At 66.2% G+C, this 19,534-nt stretch carries 16 protein-coding genes and 1 riboswitch; of the genes, 6 read left to right on the plus strand and 10 right to left on the minus strand.

Annotation, left to right across the window (positions count from 1 at the left end):
* Positions 1-48: 48 nt before the first annotated feature.
* Complete coding sequence (locus BMY06_RS31200) at positions 49-720, minus strand: DUF1028 domain-containing protein (protein ID WP_065058636.1); 672 nt, start codon at positions 718-720, stop codon at positions 49-51.
* Positions 721-962: 242 nt separating this feature from the next.
* Between BMY06_RS31200 and BMY06_RS31205 the strand changes: the two genes are divergently transcribed.
* Positions 963-1,886 (plus strand): LysR family transcriptional regulator, encoded by a 924-nt coding sequence (locus tag BMY06_RS31205; protein ID WP_074986959.1) that lies wholly within the window; start codon positions 963-965, stop codon positions 1,884-1,886.
* Between the two features lie 60 nt (positions 1,887-1,946).
* On the opposite strand, the gene BMY06_RS31210 is transcribed toward BMY06_RS31205, so the two are convergent.
* Positions 1,947-3,359, minus strand: coding sequence for an aspartate aminotransferase family protein (locus BMY06_RS31210; protein WP_065058633.1), 1,413 nt, complete (start codon positions 3,357-3,359; stop codon positions 1,947-1,949).
* A 47-nt stretch (positions 3,360-3,406) separates the two neighbouring features.
* Positions 3,407-4,816 carry a purine-cytosine permease family protein gene (locus BMY06_RS31215; RefSeq protein WP_065058632.1) on the minus strand — a complete coding sequence of 470 codons (1,410 nt, stop codon included), beginning with the start codon at positions 4,814-4,816 and terminating at the stop codon, positions 3,407-3,409.
* Positions 4,817-5,100: 284 nt separating this feature from the next.
* On the opposite strand from BMY06_RS31215, the gene BMY06_RS31220 reads away from it, so the two are divergent.
* A complete protein-coding gene (locus BMY06_RS31220) occupies positions 5,101-6,153 on the plus strand; it encodes a histone deacetylase family protein (protein WP_074986960.1) in 1,053 nt (350 codons plus the stop codon).
* Positions 6,154-6,240: 87 nt separating this feature from the next.
* Entirely contained in the window at positions 6,241-6,960 is a 720-nt protein-coding gene (locus tag BMY06_RS31225) for a YceH family protein (protein WP_065058629.1), read from the plus strand.
* 86 nt (positions 6,961-7,046) lie between these two features.
* Here BMY06_RS31225 and BMY06_RS31230 read toward each other — a convergent pair whose 3' ends face one another.
* The 4 genes from BMY06_RS31230 to BMY06_RS31245 form a co-directional block, all read right to left on the minus strand.
* On the minus strand, positions 7,047-7,847 hold the full coding sequence (locus BMY06_RS31230) for an alpha/beta fold hydrolase (RefSeq protein ID WP_074986961.1): 801 nt from the start codon (positions 7,845-7,847) through the stop codon (positions 7,047-7,049).
* A gap of 147 nt (positions 7,848-7,994) precedes the next feature.
* On the minus strand, positions 7,995-8,393 hold the full coding sequence (locus tag BMY06_RS31235; protein ID WP_074986962.1) for a DUF4148 domain-containing protein: 399 nt from the start codon (positions 8,391-8,393) through the stop codon (positions 7,995-7,997).
* 241 nt (positions 8,394-8,634) lie between these two features.
* Positions 8,635-10,581: a TonB-dependent receptor domain-containing protein gene (locus tag BMY06_RS31240; protein ID WP_074986977.1), complete on the minus strand. Its 1,947-nt coding sequence runs from the start codon at positions 10,579-10,581 to the stop codon at positions 8,635-8,637.
* A 91-nt stretch (positions 10,582-10,672) separates the two neighbouring features.
* A riboswitch (cobalamin riboswitch) is annotated at positions 10,673-10,870 on the minus strand.
* 80 nt (positions 10,871-10,950) lie between these two features.
* Entirely contained in the window at positions 10,951-11,892 is a 942-nt protein-coding gene (locus BMY06_RS31245) for a LysR family transcriptional regulator (RefSeq protein ID WP_074986963.1), read from the minus strand.
* Between the two features lie 219 nt (positions 11,893-12,111).
* On the opposite strand from BMY06_RS31245, the gene BMY06_RS31250 reads away from it, so the two are divergent.
* Positions 12,112-13,623, plus strand: coding sequence for a CoA-acylating methylmalonate-semialdehyde dehydrogenase (locus tag BMY06_RS31250; RefSeq protein WP_065058623.1), 1,512 nt, complete (start codon positions 12,112-12,114; stop codon positions 13,621-13,623).
* A gap of 325 nt (positions 13,624-13,948) precedes the next feature.
* A complete protein-coding gene (locus BMY06_RS31255) occupies positions 13,949-16,702 on the plus strand; it encodes a cation-transporting P-type ATPase (protein WP_074986978.1) in 2,754 nt (917 codons plus the stop codon).
* 19 nt (positions 16,703-16,721) lie between these two features.
* Here BMY06_RS31255 and BMY06_RS31260 read toward each other — a convergent pair whose 3' ends face one another.
* Positions 16,722-17,087 carry a winged helix-turn-helix transcriptional regulator gene (locus BMY06_RS31260; RefSeq protein ID WP_065058621.1) on the minus strand — a complete coding sequence of 122 codons (366 nt, stop codon included), beginning with the start codon at positions 17,085-17,087 and terminating at the stop codon, positions 16,722-16,724.
* A 141-nt stretch (positions 17,088-17,228) separates the two neighbouring features.
* Between BMY06_RS31260 and gstA the strand changes: the two genes are divergently transcribed.
* The gene (gstA, locus tag BMY06_RS31265) at positions 17,229-17,840 is read left to right on the plus strand and encodes a glutathione transferase GstA (RefSeq protein WP_065058620.1); all 612 of its coding nucleotides are present in this window, start codon (positions 17,229-17,231) and stop codon (positions 17,838-17,840) included.
* 460 nt (positions 17,841-18,300) lie between these two features.
* Here gstA and BMY06_RS31275 read toward each other — a convergent pair whose 3' ends face one another.
* Positions 18,301-19,176 (minus strand): HpcH/HpaI aldolase/citrate lyase family protein, encoded by an 876-nt coding sequence (locus BMY06_RS31275; RefSeq protein ID WP_080180888.1) that lies wholly within the window; start codon positions 19,174-19,176, stop codon positions 18,301-18,303.
* The coding region (locus BMY06_RS31280) for an electron transfer flavoprotein subunit alpha/FixB family protein (protein WP_208608917.1) at positions 19,166-19,534 on the minus strand (369 nt) is incomplete at its 5' end. The genes BMY06_RS31280 and BMY06_RS31275, both read right to left, overlap by 11 nt.

Raw genomic sequence — 19,534 nt, forward strand, 5'->3', positions numbered from 1 at the left:
CGATTCGGGTGAATGCGATTCGTCTTGCCTCGATGGCGGCGCGCCGCCTTATTCGTCGCCGGGCACGCCGTACGACGGCGCGCGCGTGGGATCGGTCGCGCGCAGCACGTAGTCCTTCATTTGCGGTTCGTAGCGCTCCCACAGCGCGCGCAGATCGGCAATCGGCTGATCGCTCCAGTCCACCCGCAAGTCGGCCACGGGCCAGCTCGCGCCGTCGAACACGCACAGCCCCGCCGAATGCACCGGCCCGGCTTCGCCGCCCGCCGCGAGTCCCGCTTCGAGCGCGCGCAACAGGCGGTCCGGCAACGCGCGCGCGGCGTGCTCCGCGAACGCTTCGATCATCGCGGCGGGCACGCTGTCGTTTGCGAGCAGATTGCCGACCGCCACGCAATCGGTGCCGCTCGCACCCGCATGCAGCCCGAGCCCGCGCTCACCCGTGCGCCACGCGGAGAAACCCGCCGCGTCGAGCACCGCCAGCTGACGCCACTCCGTATACGGACGCGCGCCCGCGATGCGTTCGAGCACCGCCTGCGCGCCATAGCCTTGCGCGAGTTCGCCCAGACCGATCTGGCCCAGGCGCGGATCGGTCACGTTCTGGCTCAGCACCACGCCGTCGCGGCTCGCCCAGAGGCAGCGGCTCGGCACGGCGATGCTCGAACTCGTCACGATGCCGCCTACGGCACCGGTACGCGCGCAACGGCCTGCAATCGAAAAGGTCATGAACGGACTCCTGTAGATTCAATGCTTTCATGCTCGCGCGGCGCGCCAAAATGGGCCGCCAGCGCGTCGAGCCTAAAATCTATCGAGCCAAAATTCATTCGAAAAACATTGTTTGTCTATGTATTGAAAAGGCTTAGACTATGCAAGCGACGCGCCTCGCCGCTGTTCATCGTTGCTCGCGCAGGCGCTTGCGCTCCCCGCCCGGTCGCATTCGACTCTTGCCTCTGACCCTTCGGTTGGCCATGGAAAACACGCCTCTTCACTATTCGCTGCGCCAGTTGAGATACTTCGTCGCCACGGCGGAAGCGCTGTCGTTTACGGCGGCGGCCAAGCGTCTGCACGTTTCACAGCCGTCGATTTCGTCGGCCTTGTCGGAGCTGGAGAACGCGTTCGGGCTTCAGCTGTTCATCCGCCATCACGCACACGGACTTTCGCTGACACAGGCGGGCCGCGATCTGCTCGGGCGCGCGCGCGACCTGCTGAAAAGCGCGGAGGAATTGCAGATCGCCGCGCGCCATTCCGATACCGGCATCGCAGGAACAATCTCGCTCGGCTGCCTGACGTCGGTCGCGCCGCCGCTGATGCCGTGGCTCATGAGCCGCTTTCTGAATGCGCGTACGGGTGTGGAATTCCAGACGCGCGAAGGCGATCAGGAAACGCTGTTCGTGGGCCTGCGCGACGGCACGCTCGACGTGGCGCTCACTTACGATATCGATATCGACGACACGATCGACTTCACGCCCATCGTCGAATTTCCGCCTTATGTGCTGCTGCCCGCGAAGCATCGCCTCGCCGCCAGCGAACAGGTGAGCCTCAAGGACCTGCTCGATGAGCCTTACGTGATGCTCGATCTCGCGCACAGCAAGGAATATTTCGCGTCGCTGTTCGATCGCTATGGCAATCGTCCGGTGGCGGCGTTCAGTTCTTCGCAGCCGGAAGTCGTGCGCGGTATGGTCGCCAACGGACTCGGCTACAGCATTCACAATTTTCCGCTGCGCAATTCGCAGACGGTGGACGGCGGCCGCTTCGTCGCGCGCGCCATCAAGGAGAAAGTGAAGCCGACGGTGCTGGGCGTCGCGCGTTCGACGCGTTCGCATCCGCGGCAACTGATTCGCGACTTCACCGCGTTCTGCTACGACGAAGTCTCGCGCGCGTGGACGAAGTAAATGGGTCGACACGCCGCGCGCCGTGAATAGGCGCGCGGCGCGCAGCGTAGAGCGCGCGCTTCAGCCAGCGCGTTGAATATGCCGCCACGTCGCCTCCACGGCATCGCGCATCGTGCCGATCAACGCGTCGATCTGCGCATGGTCGATCACGAGCGGCGGCGCAACGATCAAACGGCCATTGGTCGAACGCACGATCGCCCCGCGCTCGAATCCTTCGGTGCGGCTGTGCCACGTGAGATCGGCCTCGTTGGCGTAGCGTTCACGCGTGCTCTTATCCTTCGCGAACTGAATCGCCCCCACCGCGCCCACGCCTTGAATCTCGCCGATCAACGGATGATCCGCGAACGCCTCGCGTAGCGCGCGCTGCAAATACGGGCCGGTGTCTTCCTTCGTGCGCGCGACCAGTTGCTCGCGTTCGAGCACGTCGAGATTCGCGAGCGCCACGGCCGCGGCCACCGGATGGCCCGAATACGTGAGCCCATGCGCGTAGACGCCGCCGCGCTCCACCAGCGCCTCGCCGATGCGGCGGCTCATGACCAGACCGCCCATCGGCACATAACCCGACGTCAGTCCCTTGGCGATCGACACGAGATCCGGCTCGAAGCCGAAATGGCGATGCGCGAACCATTCACCCGTGCGGCCGAATCCGCCGATCACTTCGTCCGCGCAAAGCAGCACGTCGTATTTTCGGCAGATGCGCTCGATTTCCGGCCAGTAGCCTTCGGGCGGGAAGATCATGCCGCCCGCGCCCTGGAACGGCTCGGCGACGAACGCCGCCACGTTTTCCGCGCCCAGTTCGAGAATCTTGCGTTCGAGCGATTGCGCGGCCTGCAAGCCGAACGCCTCGGGCGTAAGGTCGCCGCCGTTCGCGTACCAGTACGGCTCGTCCACGTGCGTGATGTTCGGAATCGGCAGATCGCCCATTTCGTGCATGAACGCCATGCCGCCGAGCGACGCGCTGCCGACCGTCGAACCGTGATAGCCGTTCACGCGGCCGATCATGATCTTCTTGTTCGGCTGGCCCATTACGTCCCAGAAGCGGCGCACCGTGCGAATCAGCACTTCATTTGATTCGGATCCCGAATTTGTATACACCACGTGACTGAAGCGATCGCCCAGCAACGCAAACAGCCGCTCCGACAATTCGATCACGGCCGGATGCGTGGTGTGAAAGAACATGTTGTAGTAAGACAGCGTGCTCATCTGGCGCGCGGCGGCCTCGACGAGTTCGGCGCGGCCATAACCGACGTTGGTGCACCAGAGGCCCGACATGCCGTCGATATAGCGCTTGCCGTCGTTGTCCCACAGATACACGCCTTCGCCGCGCACCATCACGCGCGGACCTTCGGCGTTGAGCGCCTTTTGATCGACGAAAGCGTGCAGGTGATGGGCGGCGTCGCTGCGTTGCCAGTCTTCGGTGCTGCGTGCTTTGCCGCTCGACGTGCTGGCGTGGGCGAATTCAGGTGCGTTCATGCGCGGTGTCTCCTCTGTACGGAATGCGTTTGCTTTAATCGTGCGTGTCAGATGCCCACGGCAACGTCGGTCTGATTTTGCGCGGCGCCCGCGCGCGAGAAGCGTTTGCAACCCGCGTAGTACACGACCGAAGTGAGAATCAGCCCGACGATCCACGAGATATCGGCGCCGCCGAGGCGTTTGGCGATCGGGCCGGTGTACAGATCGGTCGCGACGAACGGCAGTTGCACGGCGATGCCGAACAGGTAGGCGAAGATCGCCACGCCGTTGAAGCGTCCGTAGATGCCGCCGTCCTGGCGGAAGAACGAGTCGATGTGATAGTCGCCGTGGCAGACGAGGTAGTAATCGATCAGGTTCACCGCCGTCCAGGGCACCAGCACGTAGAGCAGCAGCAGAATGAAGTTGGTGTATTCGGCGAGGAAGTTGCTCTGGCCGAACAGTGCGATGGCCAGCGAGATCGCGAACAGGATCACCGCCGTCACGGCGCGTGCGCGCGCCTGGCCCGACCACGAGGGAAACAGCGTCTGCACGATCGTCATCGACGAGAGCGCGCCGCAGTACAGGTTCATCGCGTTGGTCGCGGCAATGCCCACCGAGAGCACGATCACCACCAGACCGCTGATGCCGTGCGTGAGCGTGGTGAGGCCGTTGACCACGTCGCCGTCGGCGACCATCAGGCCGACCATCGCGCCCAGCACCATCGGGAAGATCGAGCCGAGCGAGCAGCCCCAGTAGCTCGACCAGAACGCCACGCGTGCGCCGGTTGCGCGCGGCATGTAGCGCGAGTAGTCGGAGACATACGGCGCGTACGCGATCTGCCAGAGTGCCGCGATCGAAATCGTGCCGAGAAAGCCCGTGGCGTTCGCGGTGTTGCGTGCGAAGAAGTCGGCGGGCAAGCCGTGCACGCCCACGATCCAGATGAACGCGAGCAGCAGCACCGCGCCCGAGCACCACGTCATCAGGCGCGTGTAGGCGTGGATCAGGTTGTAGCCGAAGATGGTCGCCACGAGACTGAGCGCGCCGACCACGAGCACGCCGTCGTTCACGCTCACGTGCGTGGTGAGGCTGTGCAGCGCCTGACCGCCCAGCACGAGGTTCGACGCGAAGAAGCCCAGATACATCACCACGACGAGGCCGACCACCAGCAGCGAGCCGAGCGAGCCGAACTGGCCGCGCGTCTGCACCATCTGCGGGACGCCGAGTTGCGGACCTTGCGCCGAATGCAGCGCCATGAACACCGCGCCCACCAGCGTGCCGATCACGATGCCGAGCACGCCCCACCAGAACGGCTGCTTGAACACGGTCACGGCCAGCGCGCCCGTGACGATGGTCAGCAACATGATGTTCGAGCCGAACCAGATCGTGAACAGGTCGCTCGCGCGGCCGTGACGCTCGGCGTCGGGTATGGGCTGGATCGTGCTCTGCTCGAGGCGAGCGACGGTATCGGATTGGCTCATCGGCGGCTCCTGCGAAAGGAAAGTGCGTGACGTAGACGCACGAAAGTGCGTTGTGATGACGCACTTTCGACCGCCAATATTGCGCGGAAAAGAACGAAATTCTTTGCTAGTGAATAGCTTTTTCTTATGCAGTTCTCACGCCTGCATAGCCGCGGGCTTGCTTGTGAATCGGATATTTCTTCTTGGAAAGAAAATCGGCGTGCGGCCATAGTCGCTGCATGCACCGAACGTGTGCGCAGCATGAGCGCCTCACGTTCGCGACACATTCACGACGGGAGACCTGCATGCTGACCATCCTCGGCGAGCGCCATCGCCTGCATCACGGCCGTAGCGAACTGATCGACGGCGAACTCAAGCCCTGTTTCGAAATGCCGAAGCGCGTCGATATCGTGCGCGCGCGGCTGACCGAAGCCGGTTTCGACGAGACGATCGCGCCCGATGCGTTCGGCGTCGACGCGCTGCGCCGCGTGCACAGCGATGCGTATCTCGACTTCCTGCACGGCGCGTGGGGAGAATGGACCGCGCTGGGCCGCACGCACGACGCGCTGCCGACCATCTGGCCCGCGCGCGGTCTGCGCCGCGACCGCGCTCCGCACAGCATCGACGGCAAGCTCGGCTTCTATGCGATGGACGCGGGCGCGCCGATCACGGCGGGCACCTGGGACGCGGTCGAGGAGTCGGCGAATCTCGCGCTCACGGGCGCGCAGCGCGTGCACGACGGCGCACAGGCCGCGTTCGCGCTGTGCCGCCCGCCCGGCCATCACGCGGGCCGCGACGTGATGGGCGGCTACTGCTACCTCAACAACGCGGCGCTCGCCGCCGCGCACTGGCTCGCGCAAGGCGCGCGGCGCGTGGCGATTCTCGACATCGACTATCACCACGGCAACGGCACGCAGTCGATCTTCTACGATCGCGACGACGTGCTGTTTGCCTCGCTGCATGCCGACCCGCTGCTCGACTATCCGTATCTGCTCGGTCACGCGGATGAAACCGGGCGCGGCGCGGGCGAGGGCTTCAATCTGAACTATCCGCTGCCGTGGGGGACGGATTGGAGCCGCTACGCGCAGGCGCTCGATCACGCGGGCGCGCGCATCGCGGGCTTCGGCCCCGACGCGCTCGTCGTCTCGCTGGGCGTCGACACCTTCGAGGGCGATCCGATCTCGCGTTTCAAGCTGAAATCGGCGGACTTTTCGCGTATCGGCGCGCGTATCGCCGGGCTCGGTCTGCCCACGCTGTTCGTGATGGAAGGCGGCTATGCGGTCGAAGAAATCGGCGTGAACGTGGTCAACGTGCTGGCCGGATTCGAGGAGCACGCGCTCTCGCGGGCGGCGCGCTAGCACGCGCGGACGCCGCACGAGGGTTCCGGCAAGCGGCTCAGGGCGGGTATGATCGAATCCCGTGCAAAACTCTTGCCTGACCCGCCTATGAATTCTCCCGCCGAAGGTTCCTCGCCGCGCACGTTGCGCGCGCTCACGCCGCTCGAAGCGCGCATCGTCGGCGTGCTGGTCGAGAAGCAGCATACGGTGCCCGACACCTATCCGCTCTCGCTGAACTCGCTCACCTCGGGCTGCAACCAGAAGACGGCGCGCGCGCCCGTGATGAACGTGAGCGAAGCCGAGGTGCTCAGCGCCATCGAAGACCTCAAGCACCTGAGCCTCGTGTTCGAAGGCAGCAGCAGCCGCGTGCCGCGCTTCGAGCACAACCTGAACCGCGTGCTCGGCGTGCCGACGCAGGCCGGCGCGCTCCTCACGGTGCTGCTGCTGCGCGGCGCGCAGACGGCCGCCGAACTGCGGCTGAACTCCGCGCGTCTACATGGTTTCGCCGATGTGTCGTCGGTGGAAGCGTTTCTCAGCGAACTCGCCGAACGCGAGCCGCCGCTCGTCGTCAAGCTGCCGCGCGCGCCCGGCGAGCGCGAGAGCCGCTGGATGCATCTGCTGTGCGGCGAAGTCAGTCTGAGCGTGCCCACGTCCTATGCGGGCGAGCGCGACAGCGTGGCGGAAGGCAGCGTTTCCTCCGAGGATTTCGAGGCGTTGCGCGCCGATCATCAGCGTCTCGCCGATGAAGTCGCGCGTCTGCAACAGCTCGTCGAGCGCATGGCCGGCGAACTCGGCATCGCAATCGACAAGCTGGAAGCGTCCGAGTAAGGCGGCAACGATAGCGCGCACGATGGATTCGATTTCCGGATCCACCGTGCTGCATCGTGCCACCTCGTATGAACCTCAGGCGGCACTCACTGCGCCTTGCGCGCCGCCTCGATAATCACGTCGGCCACTTGCTGCGGCTGACCCGCCATCGCCACGTGGCTCGCGTTCACGTGCGTCACCGTCGCGCCGATATGCGCCGCCATCTTCGCCTGCAATTGCGGGTCGATCATGCGGTCGTGCGTGGGAATCACGAAGTACGACGGACGGCCGCGCCACGCGGCCTGATCCACCTTCTGGTCGATACATCCCGAGAACCACGGCGCCTGCGTGGCCGCAATCAGGCGGCGCTGCGCGAGCGGCAAGTCCTGCGCGAAGTCGTCGAGCACCGCTTCGGTCGAGAGCGTCAGATAGCCCGCCGAATCCTTGCGCAGCGCGTTCGCCCACACGGGCGGCGGCAGTCCCTTCGTGATGTCGCTGATCGACTGGCCGTCGTCGGGCGCGAACGCGGCCACGTAGACGAGCGCCTTCACCTTGTCGTCGTTACCGGCTTCGCTGATCACCACGCCCGCCCACGAATGGCCAACCAGCACCACCGGCCCCGTCTGCTGATCGATCACGCGCTTCGTTGCGGCCGCGTCGTCGGCGAGGGAACTGAGCGGATTCTGCACGGCCACCACATGCAGCCCGCGCGCTTCGAGCAGCGGGATCACCTTGTCCCAACTCGAACCGTCGGCGAACGCGCCGTGCACGAGCACGACGTTCTTGCCTTGCAGATCGGCGGATGCGGCGGCTTGAGCCGCCGGTTGTGCGGCATGCGCGGCGGGCAAGCCGAAGAGTCCGCCCAACAGTCCGGCGAACGCGAGGGACTTGCGAAGAAGACGAAGCATCGTCTGACTCCGTGGAATGAGTGTGGAAATGAGAGGAATGGTCGGCAGAACGCCGGGCGAAGGCGCGCGTGATTCAAGCGTAAGTCAAGCATGATTCAAGCGTGATTCAGGCTTGTTTCAAGCACGCGCCTCGCGACGGCCGGCGCATTAGGAGTGGGCGTAGATCGGTTCGAGGCCGACCTGATCCGCCTGCGCGCCGGAGAAGTCGTGCAGCGTCGCATGCGCGGGCTTGACGTGCGAGCCCGAAGCCGAGCTGCCGCTCGTCACGCCGCCGAACGAGGTCTGCACGGCGTTGGCATCGGCGTCATGCGAAGGCGCGTTGACGTGCGCGACGTCCTGGCTCGCGGCGATGCGCGCCAGCGCGGCCTGGAGGTGAACCGGATACTGGTTGTTGTCGCTCGACTGGCGATAGCCGGCTTGCTGAAGCTGGACCAGTTCCGCGCGCACCTGGGCGCGGGTGAGGCCTTGCTGGGCCGGCTGGGCGGCGAACGAAAGCGCGGGAACGGCGACGACGGCGGCAGCAACGAGGGTACGAACGAGGTTCATGGTCAATCTCCAGTCGATGAGTGAGTGAGTCGGTCGGCGCACTGTTGTCTGTGTTCAACCTTGCGTTGGAGATATTTGAACCGCTGGACGTATCTGGCTTGTTTCCGTCGTCCCCCTTTATTGCAAGCGAGTTTTTCCCGCGGCGGCGCAGATACATTGCGGTACAAAACCGCGCGCCGCCGCGAGACGTTTCCGCTCAACTCCGCTCAACGATTGCTAACGAATCGCCGTTCGAACGCGCTCAGAACGTGTACGTGATCTTGCCGAACGCCGTGCGGCCCAGCGAGTTGTAGCCGTATGCGGTCGAGTAGTCGCGATTGAACAGGTTCGAGAGCGTGGCCGACAGCGCGAGATGCGCATTGATCTTGTACGTGGCGCGCAGATTGACCGTCGTGTACGAGGGCAGATACGTCGTGTTGTACTGGTCGTCGAAGGTCGAGCCACCGTAGAGCAGCGAAATGCCCGTGCTCAGCGCGTGCAGATGAAACGCGTCCCACGTGTGATCGACGCTCAGATTCACAGTCTGACGCGGACGCCGGTTCAACCAGGTCTGATCGCTCACGTCCTGCGGATTGAGCAGCCCCACCGCGACGCTGACCAGCGTGTTCGCCCCAAGCGTGCCCTTGTACGAGAGATCGATGCCCTGAATATGCGCTCGGCCCACGTTGACGGGCAGGAAGGTCTGCGAATCGTAGGTGATGAGGTCGTGCACGCGCGTGTCGTAGAGCGCCGCCGTGAAGGTGCCGATCGACGTCGCCGCGTCGAGCGCCACTTCCACCGTGTCGCTGCGCTCGGGTTGCAGATTCGGATTCGCGTAGCCCGGATAGTAGAGGTCGTTGAAGGTCGGCAGACGGAACGCGTTGCCGTACGACACGCGCGCGGTATAGACCGGCGTGATCGCCCACGCGAGCGCCGCGTTGCCCGTGTTCACGCTTTGCCCCTGTACGATCTCGTGGCGCCCGGCGAGGAACAGCGTCCAGTCGCCGAGCGTCGCCGACTGATGCAGCGAGACGGCGGAATCGTTGCGCGCGGGCAGGCCGTCCGGCACATCGACGGGAAGATACGCCTGCTCGCGCGTGAAGTCGTACGCGAGCTTGGTCTCGCCCGAGAGCGCGTGACCGAACAGCGTGTGACCGGTTTCCTGATGCGTGATCGACGTCGACGTGCTCAGGCGCGTCGAATCGATTTCGTCGGTCGGCATGCCGGGGTCGTTCGCGTAGAGGAACTGGCGGTCGTACGCATAGCCGAACGACTGGTCGAACTGCGTGGTCGGCGTGATGTCGAGATGAAACGCCACGCCGGTCGTGAGCTGATGATCGCGCTGGCGATCCGCGTAGCCCGCGTTGTCGTACGAGAGATCCGAGCGGTGATAGAGCGCGAAGGTCGAGATCGACCAGTTCTCGCGCGCGTAGCCAAGACGCGCGTCCACGTCCTGCGCGTGATACGGATTGCGGCCGTCCTCGTGACCGTAGGCCCACGGTTTGGTCGCGTCGATGCCCGCGGTGTTGTAGTCGTGCAGACCGAGCGAATACGTGAGTCCGCCGAGCGCCGCGAGCGGCCCGCTCGACGGCACGGTGCCCGAGGTGCGCAGCTGCGTGTCGAAGGTCTTGTTCGAGCCGCCGCCGAATGACACCGTGGTCTGGTTCGGCTGATTCGAGGCGTGGCGCGTGAAGAGCTGCACGACGCCGCCCACGGCATCCGCGCCGAACGACGCCGCCGCCGGGCCGGAAATCACTTCCACGCGATCGAACGCCGAGGTCGGCAGATCGGCCCACGCGGCCGTGCCCGTGGTCGCCGAGCCCACGCGGATGCCGTCGATGAACACGGCCACCTGATTGGCCGCCGAGCCGCGAATGCTGACCGACGCCGTCGCGCCGGGACCGCCGCTCTGCGAAACGCTGACGCCCGGCAGCGTGGCGAGCGCCTGCGTGATGCTCGGGTCGATCGGGTCGAGCCGGTCGAGATCGGCGCGCGTGAGCACCTGCGTGCTGGCGTAACGCTGATCGAACGATTGCGGCAGACGCTGCGTGTCGCCAACCACGAGAATGTTCGGCAACGTGGCGTCGGCCTGGGTTGGTTCAGCGCTTTCTTCAGCACTTTGCGGCGACGTTTGCGCATAAGCGCCCTGCCAGGCGCAGGCCGCGACGGCGGACGCGAGAACGGTGGAAGCGAATTGACGATACTTCATGAGCAGACAGATCCAGAGGTCGAACTGTCCTTGCAACGGGCGGCCGCGCGGGCGGCGCGCGCGCATCGGGACACCCCGCCCTTTGCGGCTGCTTGGACCTCGGTCGATGGCAGGTCTCCTGGCTCGCGGGTCGTCGCCCGATGCCGGCCTTCCCGGTTTCCCAGTGGCCCTCGCTGGCATGGACTCGCCGCTCACAGTTGCGGGGACAGCCGCAGACTTCCGGCGCGCGCGCCGTTACTGCGTTCCCTTTTGATCCCGTCGCCGGGAACCATCAGCGCGCGAGCGTAAAGGCGGTGCGTTCCGCGCGTCAACCTCCGGCGCGCCGGGCGATGCGAAAAAACGTCAGATGCGACTCGCCGTCCGCGTCGCTCATTCGAGCGGAAAGCCCTGCTTGAAGGTCTGGCGCAGAAAATCGGCGAACAGCGTCACCGCGCGCGGCACATGCGCGCCATAGGGCCGCACCACGTGCAACTGCGACGCGAACGCCCCCACCGGCCGCCACGCCGGCAGCAGCACGACGAGCTTGCCCGCCTGCAACGCGGCCTGCGCGCTGAAATCGGGCAGCAGCGCAATGCCCAGATTTTCGAGCGCGGCGTCGCGCAGCGCCTCGCTGTTATTGGCCGACACCGGCCCGTTCACGGTCACGTTCACGCGCGACTGCTCGGCGCGCCGCCCGGCTTTTTCGAACGACCACGCGCCCGACCCGAGCGTGCGCGGATAGTAAAGACAGTCGTGCTGCGCGAGATCGGCGGGCGTTTGCGGCGTGCCGCGCAGCTTCAGATACGCGCGCGTGGCGACGATCACCGAACGCGTGTCGCAGAGCTTGAACGCCACATGCGTTTCCGGCACCTGCGCGCTGTGGCGGATCGCGAGATCGAAACCCTCGCTCGCGATCGACGTGAGCCGGTCTGACAGGTCGAGCTGCACGCGCACCTCGGGATTCGCGCGCGCGAACTGCGCGAGACGCGGCACCAGTTGCTGACGCGCGAAGGCCACGGGCGCGGTCACGCGCACCGTGCCGCGCGCGACGTCGGCCATTTCGCGTACGCTCGCGAAACTCGTGGCGATGCGTTCGAACTGCGCGCGCGTGTCTTCCACGAGCCGCCGCCCCGCTTCCGTAAAGCGCACGCTGCGCGTGGTGCGCTGCACCAGCGCGACGCCCGCCACGCGTTCCAGTTCGGCGATCCGCTGGCTCATCGCGGCCTTGCTCACGCCGAGCCGCGCGGCGGCCGCCGTATAACTGCCCTGCGCCGCCAGCACGTTCAGCCAGTGCAAGTGGGTCCAGAGCGCTTCGACGTTCTGCGTATCCACGAAATGACTCCCGCCCCGAATCCTCAAAGATGCGCCGATGATAGCACCGCGCCCGCGCATCTTTCAGCGCTGCGCATGGCGATTGTTCACGCTGGAAAACAATCAATTCAGCCTGCGTGGCTGTGCAGACGCCTGCCGCCTCCGTACACTGGCCGTCATAGTGACGATCAACCGATGCTCAATCGATACTCAATCGATACCCAACTTCGAGGAGATGACATGCAGCCCTTTACCGATTCCGCAGACGTAGTCAACTACATCGGCGGCAAGCGCGAGCGCGGCGCGGGCGACCGCACGCAATCCGTCTTCAATCCAGCGACCGGCGCCGCCGCGCGCCGTCTGGTGCTGGGCGAAGTCGCCGACGTCGACGCCGCCGTGGCGAGCGCGAAAGCCGCGTTCCCGGCCTGGCGCGACACGCCGCCGATCCGCCGCGCGCGCGTCATGCTGCGCTTCCTCGAACTGATGAACCGCCACAAGGACGAACTCGCGGCGATCATCACCGCCGAGCACGGCAAGGTGTTCGCCGACGCGCAAGGCGAAGTCGCCCGCGGCATCGACGTGATCGAATTCGCCTGCGGCATTCCGCAACTGCTCAAGGGCGACTACACCGAGCAGGTTTCCACGGGCATGGACAACTGGACCGTGCGCCAACCACTGGGCGTGGTCGCGGGCATCACGCCGTTCAATTTCCCGTGCATGGTGCCGTGCTGGATGTTCCCGGTCGCGCTCGCGGCGGGCTGCACCTTCGTGCTCAAGCCGAGCGAACGCGATCCGTCGGCCGCGCTGTTCATGGCGCGTCTGCTGACCGAAGCGGGCCTGCCCGATGGCGTGTTCAACGTCGTGCAGGGCGACAAGATCGTGGTCGACGCACTGCTCGCGCATCGCGACGTGAAGGCCGTGAGCTTCGTCGGCAGCACGCCCATCGCGAACTACATCTACGAAACCGGCGCGAAGCACGGCAAGCGCGTGCAGGCGCTGGGCGGCGCGAAGAACCACATGGTCGTGATGCCCGACGCCGATCTCGACCAGGCCGTCGACGCGCTGATCGGCGCGGCCTACGGTTCGGCGGGCGAGCGCTGCATGGCGATCTCGGTGGCGGTGCTGGTCGGCGATGTCGCCGACAAGATCGTGCCGCGTCTGGCCGAGCGCGCGCGCACGCTCAAGGTGAAGAACGGCATGGAAGCCGACGCCGAAATGGGCCCGATCGTCACGAAACAGGCGCTGGAACGCATCGAAGGCTATATCGCCACGGGCATCGAGGAAGGCGCGAAGCTCGTCGTGGACGGCCGCGGCCTCACGGTGCCGGGTCACGAAAACGGCTTCTTCACCGGCGGCACGCTGTTCGACGACGTCACGCCTGACATGCGCATCTACAAGGAAGAGATTTTCGGCCCGGTGCTCGCCTGCGTGCGCGTGAAGGACTTCTCCGAAGCCGTGCAACTGATCAACGACCACGAGTTCGGCAACGGCGTGGCCTGCTTCACGCGCGACGGCAACGTGGCGCGCGAATTCGGCCGCCAGATCGAAGTGGGCATGGTGGGCATCAACGTGCCGATTCCGGTGCCGATGGCGTGGCACGGTTTCGGCGGCTGGAAGCGCAGCCTGTTCGGCGACATGCACGCGTATGGCGAGGAAGGCGTGCGCTTCTACACCAAGCAGAAGTCGATCATGCAGCGCTGGCCGGAAAGCACCGAAAAGGGTGCGGAATTCACGATGCCGGTCGCGAAGTGATGCATTGATCCGAACGCGATATCGTTTTTAAATCGTTCGGATATCGAATCAATCATCAGCCGCGCCGCCGTTCCGCTTCTTGCGGACGGCGGCGCGGTATTTTTGCGTGCGTGCGTTTGCGTGCGTGCATTTCCACGTTCACCACGTTCGCCGCGCGCGCGATCCACCCATGTCGCGCGCCGCATCGCCGCACGCACGTCCGGCGCACGCGCGCGCCAATTCCGGTACCGTCGTACTGATTTTTTCCGCAGACGTTCGACGGTGCGCTTCGTTGCCCCTGCAATCGACCGCCATCGTGCGAACCCGCACGACGGAGGACCGCACGATGCCCGATCAGCCGCCTGCCGCCGCCGCGCCGCGCGCGTGGCACAACGTCGATGCCGATCAGGCGCTCGCCGATCTCGGCACCACGCCCGAAGGTCTCGACGACGCCGAAGTGGCGCGCCGCCGCGCGCGCTACGGCGAGAACCGTCTGCTGCCGCCCAAACGCCGCGGCCCGCTGCTGCGCCTCGCGCTGCAATTCCACAACGTGCTGATCTACGTCATGCTCGCGGGCGCGCTCGTCACGGCCGTGCTGCGGCATTGGCTCGACACCTGCGTGCTGCTCGCGGCGGTGCTCGTCAACGTGGCCATCGGTTTCATTCAGGAAGGCAAGGCCGAATCGGCGCTCGAAGCGATCCGCTCGATGCTCTCGCCGCACGCCACCGCGATTCGCCACGGCGAGCGCGTGACCGTCGACGCCACGCAGCTCTTGCCTGGCGACATCGTCGTGCTCGCATCGGGCGACCGCGTGCCCGCCGACCTGCGGCTGATCGCCGTGCGCGAACTGCGCGTGGACGAAGCGGCGCTCACCGGCGAGTCGCTGCCCGTCGATAAACAGACCGCGAGCGTCGACGCCGCCGCGCCGCTCGGCGACCGCTGGGGCATGGCATATTCGGGTACGCTGGTGGTGTACGGCCAGGCGCGCGGCGTGGTCGTGGCCACGGGCGCGGACACCGAGATCGGCCACATCAACCGCATGCTCGCCGATGTCGATACGATGGCCACGCCGCTGCTGCGCCAGATCGACCGCTTCGGCCGCGTGCTCGCCGTCGTGATCCTCGCGCTGGGCGCGCTCACCTTCGCGCTCGGCACGCTGTGGCGCGGCGAAAGCGCGAGCGACATGTTCCTGATCGTCGTCGCGCTGGTCGCCTCCGGCATTCCGGAAGGCCTGCCCGCGATCATGACGATCATCCTCGCGCTCGGCGTGCAGCGCATGGCGCGGCACCACGCCATCGTGCGTCGCCTGCCCGCCGTGGAAGCGCTCGGCGCAGTCAACGTCGTCTGCTCCGACAAGACCGGCACGCTCACGCGCAACGAGATGACCGTGCAGCGCGTAGTGTGCGCGCGCGACGTGATCGACGTGAGCGGCGTGGGCTACGCGCCCGAAGGCGCCTTCACGATCGATCAACACGCGTTCGACGCCGCGCAATGGCCCGCGCGCTGCCCCGAACTCGCGCTCGCGGTGCGCGCGGGCGTGCTCTGCAACGACGCGCAGATGCGTCGCGACGAAGCGGGCCTGTGGCACGTCGAAGGCGATCCCACCGAAGGCGCGCTGCTGGTGCTCGGCGCGAAGGCGGGCATCGCGCACGAACCGCAGGCGCGCGCGGGCACGCCGTGGGCGCGCCGCGACAGCATTCCGTTCGAGTCGCAGCATCGCTTCATGGCGAGCTGGAACACGGACGCCGAAGGCCACGCATGGATCTTCGTGAAAGGCGCGCCCGAACGCCTCTTCGACATGTGCGCGACGCAACTCACGCACGGCGTCGAAGAGCGCATCGATCCCGACTACTGGCGGCGCATGCAGACCGACCTCGGCGCGCAGGGCTTGCGCGTGCTCGCGCTCGCGTACCGGCGCGGCGCGCCCGCGCACAACACGCTCGATTTCGACGCTGTCGCGCAGGGCTTCACGCTGCTCGCGCTCGCGGGCATCATCGACCCGCCGCGCGACGAGGCGATCCAGGCCGTGGCCGACTGCCATCGCGCGGGCATCCGCGTGAAGATGATCACCGGCGATCACGCGGAAACCGCGCGCGCGATCGGCGCGCAACTGGCGATCGGCGTGGGCAAGCCGGCCGTTACGGGCGCGGAGGTCGCGCTGATGGACGATGCGGAACTGCGCCGCGTGGCGCTCGATATCGACGTGTTCGCGCGCGCGAGTCCCGAGCACAAGCTGCGTCTGGTCGAAGCCTTGCAGCAGGACGGCCAGGTGGTGGCGATGACCGGCGACGGCGTGAACGACGCGCCCGCGCTCAAGCGCGCGGACGTGGGCGTGGCGATGGGCGCGAAAGGCACCGAAGCGGCCAAGGAAGCCGCCGACATGGTGCTCGCCGACGACAACTTCGCCACCATCGCGCGCGCCGTGCGCGAAGGCCGCGCCGTCTACGACAACCTCAAGAAGTTCATCCTGTTCACGCTGCCGACCAACGGCGGCGAAGCGCTCGTCGTGCTCGCGGGCGCGCTCACGGGTCTGGGCATTCCGCTCACGCCCGCGCAGGTGCTGTGGGTCAACATGGTGACGGCGAGCACGCTCGGCATCGCGCTCGCGTTCGAGCGCGCCGAACCGGGTATCATGCGCCGCAAGCCGCGCGCGCCCGGCGAATCGTTGCTCTCGGGCTTCTTTATGTGGCGCGTGGCGATGGTCTCGGTGTTGATGATGATCGGCGCGTTCGGCCTGTTTTACTGGGAGTTGAGCGCGGGCACCGGGATCGAGCGCGCACGCACGATCGCCGTGAATGCGGTGGTGATGTCCGAGATGCTCTACCTCATCAACAGCCGCTCGATCTTCCATTCCGTGCTGAGCTGGCAGGGGCTCACCGGCAACCGTTACGCGCTGCTCGCGATTGGCGCGTGCGCGCTGATGCAGATCGCCTTCACGTACGCGCCCTTCATGCAGCATCTGTTCGGCTCGGCGGCGCTCGTCCCGCAGGAATGGTTCAAGGTGCTGGGCGCGGGGCTCGTGGTGTTTCTCGGCGCGGAACTGGAGAAGTGGGTCGTGCGCACGAGCGGGCTGGCGCGACGGCTCGGCGGTGAGGAATGAGCCGGGCGGCTTACCTGGGTTACGCGATAGCCGCTGGCGACGCTTGCCACGCCGCCAGCACCTTCTGCCCCACGGCCGCGAAGATGTCGATGGCCGGCAGCAATTCGCGCCCGAGATCGGTCAGCACGTATTCGGCCGACGGCGGCGAACTGTCGAGCTTGTGTTTCGCGACGAGCCCGCGCGTCTCCAGTTCGCGCAGACGCACGCTGAGCACGCGCGCCGAAATGCCCGGCAAATCGCGGCGCAATTCGCCGAACCGGCGCGCCTGGTCGCGCAACTGCCAGATCACGTTCAATGCCCATGCGCCGCGCAAAAAACCCAGCGCGTCGGTCACCTGACACGCGGGCGGCGCGGGTGCCCTGTTCTTGCGGACCGCCAAACCCATCGTCGATCGTCCTCGTCAAACGGTAACTGCGGAGTAACCGGATTATATCGGCGCACTTGCCACATCGCCGCGCCGTGCCGCTACCATGCGTAGCGCGGACCGTGTGGCCCGCGACCGTTTTCACTCCAGTCAGGAACCGACATGAAGCTCTATTACTCGCCGGGTGCGTGCTCGCTTGCCGCCCATATCGTCGCGCGCGAATGCGGCATTCCCATCGCACTCGAAAAAGTCGACCTGGCGACGAAACGCACGCAAAGCGGCGTCGACTTCTTCAGCATCAATCCGAAGGGCAACGTGCCCACACTCGAACTCGACGACGGGACGATCCTGACCGAAGGCCCCGCCATCCTCCAGTTTCTCGCGGACAGTGCGCCCGAAGCCGAACTCGCGCCGGCCCATGAATCGATGGCGCGCTACCGCTTGCAGGAGTGGCTCGCGTTCATCAATTCCGATGTGCACAAGAGTTATTCGCCGCTGTTCAATCCGGCGACGCCCGCCGAGGTTCGCGCGGAACGGCAAGCCGCGCTCGGCAAATATTATGCGTGGCTCGAAGAGATCCTGACGCCGCAGGCCTGGCTGCTCGGCAATCACTTCTCGGCCGCCGACGCCTATCTGTTCACGGTGACGAACTGGGCGCCGCACGTCGGCGTCGATCTTTCGCATCTGCCCGCGCTCACGGCGTTTCAGCAGCGCGTCGCAAGCCGGCCGCACGTTCGCGCCGCGCTCGTCGCCGAAGGTCTCGTGGGCGGGTGAGTACGCTGCACGCGGCACGCCGTGCGTTCGCACCCGCCGCCGCACCACGTAGTGATGCACCGGCAAGCCGACCGTCGCACGAAACAGCGCCTTGAAATGCGGCGTGCTGAGTTCCGCCAGCGCTTCGAGTTCCGCGATCAACGCCCAGGCGAGATGCGGCAGACGCGCGTACGCGACATCGCCGCGCGCGAGTTGCCGCGCGAGCCATGGACGCCCGCGCTAAAGCTCGCCGGACTCAGCGACGCGCACGCGCGTCTGATCACCGATCTCTACGACGTGCACAACGCGGGGAAAATCGACGTGGAATTCGGTCAGCCCGAGCGGCGCTCCGGCACGACCGAGTTGATGGAAGTGTTCGCGCCACTCGTCGCGAAGCTGCGCGGGGCGCGGCGGTTGCATCAGGATAAAAGCGTCAGGCAGAAAGCGCCGGGCTCGACGCCCGACGCCGCGCGCGCTGATTTCACGCGCCCTGCTGCGCCACCGCCGCGGCCAGCGCGAGCAGTTGCTGCGCGCGCAGGATCACGGGGCGGTCGACCATCTTGCCGTCGACGGTAATCGCGCCCGCCTGCGCCTCGCGCGCAGCTTGCGCCACGCGTGCGGCCCACGCGAGTTCCGCTTCGCTCGGGCGATAGCAGCGGTGCACGGCGTCGATCTGCTTCGGATGAATGCAGAGCTTGGCGCCGAAGCCGAGCCGCTTGCCGTTGAGCGCGTCGGCTTCGATGCGCGCGAGATCCTGAATGTCGGGCGTCACGCCATCGACCGGCGCGTCGATGCCCGCCACGCGCGAGATCAGCGCCAGTTGCGAGCGATAGTGATTGAGCGGCTCGCCGTCGTCGGGCATGCCCATTTCGGCGATGAAGTCGAGCGTGCCGAACATCAGCCGCTTCACGAACGGCGCGCGCGCGACGTCCATCGCGTTCCACATGCCGAGCGCGCTTTCGATCAGCGGAAACACCGGCACGCGGCGACGCGCGAGCGCGACAGTCGCGCTTACGTCGGTGCCGTGTTCGGCTTTCGGCAGCACGATGCCCGCGACGCCGTCGAGCGCGCCAAGTTTCGCATCGGCCTCGAACCACGGCGTGGCGCGGCCATTGATGCGCACCAGCACGGGATGGCGGCGCGAGACCCAGTTCGCGATGTTCTCGCGCGCCGCGTCCTTCGCGGCGGGCTCGACTGCATCTTCGAGGTCGATGATGACCGCGTCCGCGCCGCTCTCGAGCGCGCGTTCGAAACGCTCGGGGCGGCTGCCCGGCACGAACAGGAACGATTGCGGCGAGAACGCGGCTTTGGCGGCGTCGTCGCGGACGGGCGTCGCGGTGTTGGGCTCAAAGTGCATCGGCAAGCTCCGGCACGGCCGTGAACAGATCGCCGACGAGACCGTAGTCGGCTACGGTGAAAATCGGCGCTTCCTCGTCCTTGTTGATTGCGACGATCACCTTCGAATCTTTCATGCCCGCGAGATGTTGAATCGCGCCTGAAATGCCGATGGCGACGTAAAGCTGCGGCGCGACAATCTTGCCGGTTTGACCGACCTGATAATCGTTCGGCACGTAGCCCGCATCGACGGCTGCGCGCGATGCGCCGAGTGCCGCGTTGAGTTTGTCGGCGAGCGGTTCGAGTACCTTCGTGTAGTTTTCGCCGCTGCCCAGACCGCGTCCGCCTGACACGATAATCTTTGCGCTGGTGAGTTCGGG

This window comes from Paraburkholderia tropica (genome assembly GCF_900109265.1).
Lineage (GTDB): Bacteria > Pseudomonadota > Gammaproteobacteria > Burkholderiales > Burkholderiaceae > Paraburkholderia > Paraburkholderia tropica.